The sequence below is a fragment of the Klebsiella michiganensis genome (genome assembly GCA_000963575.1).
Lineage (GTDB): Bacteria > Pseudomonadota > Gammaproteobacteria > Enterobacterales > Enterobacteriaceae > Cedecea > Cedecea michiganensis_A.
On the sequence record CP011077.1, the window covers coordinates 5099362 to 5107633 of the forward strand.

The 8272-nt window shown below is 52.1% G+C and carries 2 protein-coding genes, 2 tRNA genes, 3 rRNA genes and 1 pseudogene; 6 read left to right on the forward strand and 2 right to left on the reverse strand.

The features are described 5' to 3' along the window. Positions 1-26: 26 nt before the first annotated feature. Positions 27-725 (reverse strand): GntR family transcriptional regulator, encoded by a 699-nt coding sequence (locus tag VW41_23650; protein ID AJZ91800.1) that lies wholly within the window; start codon positions 723-725, stop codon positions 27-29. Between the two features lie 471 nt (positions 726-1196). Here VW41_23650 and VW41_23655 point away from each other — a divergent pair. From VW41_23655 to dkgB, 6 genes are all read left to right on the forward strand, one after another. Then, positions 1197-2747: ribosomal RNA gene (locus VW41_23655) — 16S ribosomal RNA — on the forward strand. Positions 2748-2823: 76 nt separating this feature from the next. Beyond that, a tRNA-Glu gene (locus VW41_23660) sits at positions 2824-2899 on the forward strand. Positions 2900-3102: 203 nt separating this feature from the next. Further along, positions 3103-6046, forward strand: a 23S ribosomal RNA gene (locus VW41_23665). A gap of 72 nt (positions 6047-6118) precedes the next feature. Beyond that, positions 6119-6234, forward strand: a 5S ribosomal RNA gene (locus tag VW41_23670). The 16S, 23S and 5S rRNA genes sit together here with 2 tRNA genes alongside, the layout of an rRNA operon. Positions 6235-6426: 192 nt before the next feature. Beyond that, positions 6427-6503, forward strand: a tRNA-Asp gene (locus tag VW41_23675). Between the two features lie 177 nt (positions 6504-6680). Continuing rightward, positions 6681-7487: a 2,5-diketo-D-gluconic acid reductase gene (dkgB, locus tag VW41_23680; protein AJZ91801.1), complete on the forward strand. Its 807-nt coding sequence runs from the start codon at positions 6681-6683 to the stop codon at positions 7485-7487. A gap of 6 nt (positions 7488-7493) precedes the next feature. On the opposite strand, the pseudogene VW41_23685 reads toward dkgB, so the two are convergent. Beyond that, positions 7494-8270 (reverse strand): annotated as a pseudogene (locus tag VW41_23685) (LysR family transcriptional regulator). Between the last annotated feature and the right edge of the window lie 2 nt (positions 8271-8272).

Here is an 8272-nt window from a genome sequence, read left to right on the forward strand (position 1 = left end):
ATCCTGAAGGTTATGTACGCCTTAGACTACCGATGAGCGACGGGTTCCTTTAACAGCGCCAGGCAGGCGTCAAAGGCGGCCTGCTCCTCTCCGTGAGTAATGGCATCAACAATCGCCTGATGTAAATCGAGCTTAATGACTTCGTTATCGGTAATCGCGGTGAAGTAATTGTAATAAATAGACCTGAATAAGTTCGCGAAAGATGTCATGAAAGGGTTACCACTCATTTCATAGATGAGCTCGTGGTAGGCCATATCCACTTCAATCCAGCGCTGCCGGTCAAAGGCCGTCTGCAGTTCCGTCATTTGCGTCATCAATTGAGCCAGCCTGGTACGTTGCTGCTCATTACTATTAATAGCGGCTAATGCGCAGGCCTGCGGCTCCAGGCTATTACGCATAATCAAAAACTCTTCTACTACATGGCTGAAGTTATCTTTGGTCATCCACCAGGCTATCAGTTCCTTATCAAGGAAGTTCCAGTGGCTGCGGGGCATGACGCGAGTGCCAATTCTTGGGCGAGGTAACAGCATGCCTTTTGCCGCCAGAGTCTTTACGGCTTCACGAACGGCGGTCCGGCTGACGCCAAAGAGATCACCCAGCTCCATCTCGCCCGGAAGAATGCTGCCTGCCGCATATTCGCCCTTAAGAATTCGCTGGGCTAATTTCTCAGCCAGCACATAAGAAAGGTTTTTTTGGGCAGCGAGTTGTTGAGTGGATAAAGACATGACGCAATTCCTTTAGCTGTATTACTTGCCCTAGTATGCCACCGGCAGTGATTTTGCGGTGATTTATGCAGCAAATATCCCGTATTTGCTGGCTTTCTGCGCGCTGCTGGTGAAAAAGAATGCGGTCAGAAAGTTTTTTCAAATTAGGGGTTGTCAGACTCTGAGAACTCCCTATAATGCGCCTCCACTGACACGGCGAAGCGGCTTCAAAAGCGGCTTAACAACCCGGGAGTCAGTCAGATGAAAGCGAAAATAAACGCTTGACTCTGAAAGAGGAAAGCGTATTATACGCCACCTCGAGTTAGCAAGCGAAAGCGACTGACTCACTGCTCTTTAACAATTTATCAGACAATCTGTGTGGGCACTCGCAGGATTGATATCTCAGCATCTTAGGATGCAAACAAATATCAAGTCTTGAAGAGTGACTACTGATTTTATAAACAGTTTTAATTCTTTGAGCATCAAACACTTTTAAATTGAAGAGTTTGATCATGGCTCAGATTGAACGCTGGCGGCAGGCCTAACACATGCAAGTCGAGCGGTAGCACGGGGAGCTTGCTCCTGGGTGACGAGCGGCGGACGGGTGAGTAATGTCTGGGGATCTGCCTGATGGAGGGGGATAACTACTGGAAACGGTAGCTAATACCGCATAACGTCGCAAGACCAAAGAGGGGGACCTTCGGGCCTCTTGCCATCAGATGAACCCAGATGGGATTAGCTAGTAGGTGGGGTAATGGCTCACCTAGGCGACGATCCCTAGCTGGTCTGAGAGGATGACCAGCCACACTGGAACTGAGACACGGTCCAGACTCCTACGGGAGGCAGCAGTGGGGAATATTGCACAATGGGCGCAAGCCTGATGCAGCCATGCCGCGTGTATGAAGAAGGCCTTCGGGTTGTAAAGTACTTTCAGCGAGGAGGAAGGCATTAAGGTTAATAACCTTAGTGATTGACGTTACTCGCAGAAGAAGCACCGGCTAACTCCGTGCCAGCAGCCGCGGTAATACGGAGGGTGCAAGCGTTAATCGGAATTACTGGGCGTAAAGCGCACGCAGGCGGTTTGTTAAGTCGGATGTGAAATCCCCGGGCTCAACCTGGGAACTGCATTCGAAACTGGCAAGCTTGAGTCTTGTAGAGGGGGGTAGAATTCCAGGTGTAGCGGTGAAATGCGTAGAGATCTGGAGGAATACCGGTGGCGAAGGCGGCCCCCTGGACAAAGACTGACGCTCAGGTGCGAAAGCGTGGGGAGCAAACAGGATTAGATACCCTGGTAGTCCACGCCGTAAACGATGTCGACTTGGAGGTTGTGCCCTTGAGGCGTGGCTTCCGGAGCTAACGCGTTAAGTCGACCGCCTGGGGAGTACGGCCGCAAGGTTAAAACTCAAATGAATTGACGGGGGCCCGCACAAGCGGTGGAGCATGTGGTTTAATTCGATGCAACGCGAAGAACCTTACCTACTCTTGACATCCAGAGAACTTTCCAGAGATGGATTGGTGCCTTCGGGAACTCTGAGACAGGTGCTGCATGGCTGTCGTCAGCTCGTGTTGTGAAATGTTGGGTTAAGTCCCGCAACGAGCGCAACCCTTATCCTTTGTTGCCAGCGGTTCGGCCGGGAACTCAAAGGAGACTGCCAGTGATAAACTGGAGGAAGGTGGGGATGACGTCAAGTCATCATGGCCCTTACGAGTAGGGCTACACACGTGCTACAATGGCGCATACAAAGAGAAGCGACCTCGCGAGAGCAAGCGGACCTCATAAAGTGCGTCGTAGTCCGGATTGGAGTCTGCAACTCGACTCCATGAAGTCGGAATCGCTAGTAATCGTAGATCAGAATGCTACGGTGAATACGTTCCCGGGCCTTGTACACACCGCCCGTCACACCATGGGAGTGGGTTGCAAAAGAAGTAGGTAGCTTAACCTTCGGGAGGGCGCTTACCACTTTGTGATTCATGACTGGGGTGAAGTCGTAACAAGGTAACCGTAGGGGAACCTGCGGTTGGATCACCTCCTTACCTAATAGATACAACCCGCGTAGTGCTCACACAGATTGTCTGATAGATGTAGAGAAGCAAGGCGTCTTGCGATTGAGACTTCAGTGTCCCCTTCGTCTAGAGGCCCAGGACACCGCCCTTTCACGGCGGTAACAGGGGTTCGAATCCCCTAGGGGACGCCACTTGCTGGTATGTAAGTGAAAGTTGCGTGCCGTTATATCTCAAAACTGACTTGAAAGAGTCACGTTTGAGATATTTGCTCTTTAACAATCCGGAACAAGCTGAAAATTGAAACGACATGTCGTCTCGTTCTTCCGTAATAAAGAATGAGGTTAAGACATGTTCGAGTCTCTCAAATTTTCATAATCTGAAGCGAAACATCTTCGGGTTGTGAGGTTAAGCGACTAAGCGTACACGGTGGATGCCCTGGCAGTCAGAGGCGATGAAGGACGTGCTAATCTGCGATAAGCGTCGGTAAGGTGATATGAACCGTTATAGCCGGCGATTTCCGAATGGGGAAACCCAGTGTGATTCGTCACACTATCATTGCGTGAATACATAGCGTAATGAAGCGAACCGGGGGAACTGAAACATCTAAGTACCCCGAGGAAAAGAAATCAACCGAGATTCCCCCAGTAGCGGCGAGCGAACGGGGAGCAGCCCAGAACCTGAATCAGTTTGTGTGTTAGTGGAAGCGTCTGGAAAGTCGCAGGGTACAGGGTGATACTCCCGTACACTAAAATGCACATACTGTGAGTTCGAAGAGTAGGGCGGGACACGTGGTATCCTGTCTGAATATGGGGGGACCATCCTCCAAGGCTAAATACTCCTGACTGACCGATAGTGAACCAGTACCGTGAGGGAAAGGCGAAAAGAACCCCGGCGAGGGGAGTGAAAAAGAACCTGAAACCGTGTACGTACAAGCAGTGGGAGCCTCTTTATGGGGTGACTGCGTACCTTTTGTATAATGGGTCAGCGACTTATATTCTGTAGCAAGGTTAACCGTATAGGGGAGCCGCAGGGAAACCGAGTCTTAACTGGGCGTTAAGTTGCAGGGTATAGACCCGAAACCCGGTGATCTAGCCATGGGCAGGTTGAAGGTTGGGTAACACTAACTGGAGGACCGAACCGACTAATGTTGAAAAATTAGCGGATGACTTGTGGCTGGGGGTGAAAGGCCAATCAAACCGGGAGATAGCTGGTTCCCCCCGAAAGCTATTTAGGTAGCGCCTCGTGAACTCATCTTCGGGGGTAGAGCACTGTTTCGGCTAGGGGGCCATCCCGGCTTACCAACCCGATGCAAACTACGAATACCGAAGAATGTTATCACGGGAGACACACGGCGGGTGCTAACGTCCGTCGTGAAGAGGGAAACAACCCAGACCGCCAGCTAAGGTCCCAAAGTCATGGTTAAGTGGGAAACGATGTGGGAAGGCACAGACAGCCAGGATGTTGGCTTAGAAGCAGCCATCATTTAAAGAAAGCGTAATAGCTCACTGGTCGAGTCGGCCTGCGCGGAAGATGTAACGGGGCTAAACCATGCACCGAAGCTGCGGCAGCGACACTATGTGTTGTTGGGTAGGGGAGCGTTCTGTAAGCCGTCGAAGGTGAACTGTGAGGTTTGCTGGAGGTATCAGAAGTGCGAATGCTGACATAAGTAACGATAAAGCGGGTGAAAAGCCCGCTCGCCGGAAGACCAAGGGTTCCTGTCCAACGTTAATCGGGGCAGGGTGAGTCGACCCCTAAGGCGAGGCCGAAAGGCGTAGTCGATGGGAAACAGGTTAATATTCCTGTACTTGGTGTTACTGCGAAGGGGGGACGGAGAAGGCTATGTTAGCCGGGCGACGGTTGTCCCGGTTTAAGCATGTAGGCGGGAAGTTTAGGTAAATCCGGACTTCTGTTAACGCTGAGGTGTGACGACGAGGCACTACCGGTGCTGAAGCTAACAAATGCCCTGCTTCCAGGAAAAGCCTCTAAGCATCAGGTAACATTAAATCGTACCCCAAACCGACACAGGTGGTCAGGTAGAGAATACCAAGGCGCTTGAGAGAACTCGGGTGAAGGAACTAGGCAAAATGGTGCCGTAACTTCGGGAGAAGGCACGCTGTCGGGTAAGTGAAACCCCTCGCGGGTGGAGCTGAAGGCAGTCGAAGATACCAGCTGGCTGCAACTGTTTATTAAAAACACAGCACTGTGCAAACACGAAAGTGGACGTATACGCGTGTGACGCCTGCCCGGTGCCGGAAGGTTAATTGATGGGGTTATCCGTAAGGAGAAGCTCTTGATCGAAGCCCCGGTAGAACGGCGCGCCGTAACTATAGACGGTCCTACAGGTACGCGAAATTCCTTGTCGGGTAAGTTCCGACCTGCACGAATGGCGTAATGATGGCCAGGCTGTCTCCACGCCGAGACTCAGTGAAATTGAAATGCGCTGTGAAGATGCAGTGTACCCGCGGCAAGACGGAAAGACCCCCCCCCCCCCACTCTAGCTCCACCCTCCACACTGACCCTTGACCCCTCGGATCCGTCGGAGCCCCCCCCGCGCCCCCGCCAGCCTGCCCGCCAGCCCCCCTCGACCCACCCCCCCCATAATGTTTGATGTTCTAACGTAGACCCGTGATCCGGGTTGCGGACAGTGTCTGGTGGGTAGTTTGACTGGGGCGGTCTCCTCCTAAAGCGTAACGGAGGAGCACGAAGGTTAGCTAATCACGGTCGGACATCGTGAGGTTAGTGCAAAGGCATAAGCTAGCTTGACTGCGAGAGTGACGGCTCGAGCAGGTGCGAAAGCAGGTCTTAGTGATCCGGTGGTTCTGAATGGAAGGGCCATCGCTCAACGGATAAAAGGTACTCCGGGGATAACAGGCTGATACCGCCCAAGAGTTCATATCGACGGCGGTGTTTGGCACCTCGATGTCGGCTCATCACATCCTGGGGCTGAAGTAGGTCCCAAGGGTATGGCTGTTCGCCATTTAAAGTGGTACGCGAGCTGGGTTTAGAACGTCGTGAGACAGTTCGGTCCCTATCTGCCGTGGGCGCTGGAGAATTGAGGGGGGCTGCTCCTAGTACGAGAGGACGGAGTGGACGCATCACTGGTGTTCGGGTTGTCATGCCAATGGCATTGCCCGGTAGCTAAATGCGGAAAAGATAAGCGCTGAAAGCATCTAAGCGCGAAACTTGCCCCGAGATGAGTTCTCCCTGACTCCTTGAGAGTCCTGAAGGAACGTTGAAGACTACGACGTTGATAGGCTGGGTGTGTAAGCGTAGCGATACGTTGAGCTAACCAGTACTAATGATCCGTGAGGCTTAACCTTACAACACCGAAGGTGTTTTTAGAGAGAGATTTTCAGCTTAGTTCAGGATTATATTGATGGTCACGAAGTGACGGTCAATAACAGAATTTGCCTGGCGGCCGTAGCGCGGTGGTCCCACCTGACCCCATGCCGAACTCAGAAGTGAAACGCCGTAGCGCCGATGGTAGTGTGGGGTCTCCCCATGCGAGAGTAGGGAACTGCCAGGCATCAAATTAGCAGTAATGGTCAGTAATACGAGGCAGTTCACTACTCTCAGAGAGTAGGACTGACGAACCGAAAGGTGAGTCTGAACGCTGCGAAGCAGCGGCCCGTAGGGTGAACGGAAGTTCATCAACTGCCAGGCATCAAATTAAGCAGTAAACCGGGGCAACAAACCGGTAGTTGTAGAAAAATTCGGTGGAGCGGTAGTTCAGTCGGTTAGAATACCTGCCTGTCACGCAGGGGGTCGCGGGTTCGAGTCCCGTCCGTTCCGCCACTTATTTAAGCCCTGAGTCTTAGACTCAGGGCTTTTTTTGTCTTTTAAATTCCATCATCAACCGCGACATTGTTGCTGATTTAGCAAAAATCTTCTGCATTTATCCGTCTTTTTAACCAAAGTGCTCCCCGGCATACTCAGCCTCATACAAACGCACATCCTATAATGAGGTTAATAATGGCAATTCCTGCATTCGGTCTGGGCACTTTCCGCCTGAAAGACGACGTCGTCATCGCATCGGTTAAAACTGCACTGGAGCTGGGCTATCGCGCGGTAGATACTGCACAAATCTATGATAACGAGGCGGCCGTTGGCCAGGCTCTGGAGGAGAGCGGTATTCCACGCGGTGAGTTGTTTATCACCACCAAAATCTGGATTGAAAATCTTAGCAAAGACAAACTGATCCCAAGTCTGAAAGAGAGTCTGGCGAAACTGCGTACTGACTATGTCGATCTGACCCTGATCCACTGGCCATCGCCAAACGATGCCGTACCGGTCGCTGAATTTATGCAGGTGCTGTTGGCAGCGAAAGAAGCTGGTTTGACTCGTCAGATTGGTATTTCAAACTTTACCGTTGAGCTGATGCAGCAGGCCATTGACGCTGTTGGCGCTGAAAATATTGCGACGAACCAGATCGAACTGTCGCCATACCTGCAAAACCGCACCGTTGTTGAATGGGCTAAACAGCATAACATCCACATCACGTCCTATATGACGCTGGCGTATGGTAAAGCACTTGCGGATGAAACCATTGGCCGCATTGCACTGAAACATCAGGCCACGCCTGCACAGGTGATTCTGGCATGGGCGATGGCTCTGGGTTACGCGGTTATTCCTTCTTCCACCAAACGTGCGAATCTGGAAAGCAACCTGCAGGCGCTGAACCTAAAGCTGGATGCAGAAGACATGGCGGCCATTGCTGCCCTGGAATGCAATGACCGCCTGGTAAGCCCTGAAGGCCTGGCTCCTGAGTGGGATAACTAAACCAGATTACGGCCCTTCAGGGGGCCGTTTTACCGCTTCGCTTAGAAAATCGATAAAGGCCCGGATACGGGTACTGACCGCACGGTCGCTGTAGTACACCGCGCTGAAAGGCATATTGACCGGTAAAAGCTTATCGGCAAGCACCTCGACAAATTCTCCGCTCTCAATCTCTCTATCAATCATAAAATCCGACAGGCAGGCGATGCCGTTCCCCGACAGGCACAGCTGTTTAAGCGTTTCGCCGCTATTCGAAGATAACCCTGGCTTTATCTCAAAAAGCTGCCCATCCGCCTGTGAAACCGGCCAGCGGTTAAGGGAGGACGGTTCTGTAAAGCCGAGGCAGACGTGATTCACCAGATCGGCGGCACTCTCCGGCGTGCCGTGAGCCGCCAGATACTCAGGTGAAGCAATAATCTTGCGATAGCTGCTAAAGAGCGGACGAGCACGTAGGCTCGAGTCGGTTAAATTGCCGACGCGAATCGCCACATCGACTTTACGTTCAATGAGGTTAATGAACGTTTCTGAAGAGACAAGCGAGAGCGTCATTTCCGGGTAGCGTTCGCGGAACGGTTTTATCAGCGGCATCAGTAAATGCAACATTACCGGCGTTGCGGCATCGATACGCAATAATCCCCGCGGCGTCTGTTTGCTTTCCATCACTTCATTTTCGGCGGCGGCCATCGCCTGCAGAATCTGCTGCACATTACGGAAGTAGCGTTCGCCTTCCTCCGTCAGGCTTAGCTGCCGGGTTGTGCGGTTGAGTAGGCTCACCCCCAGCTTCATCT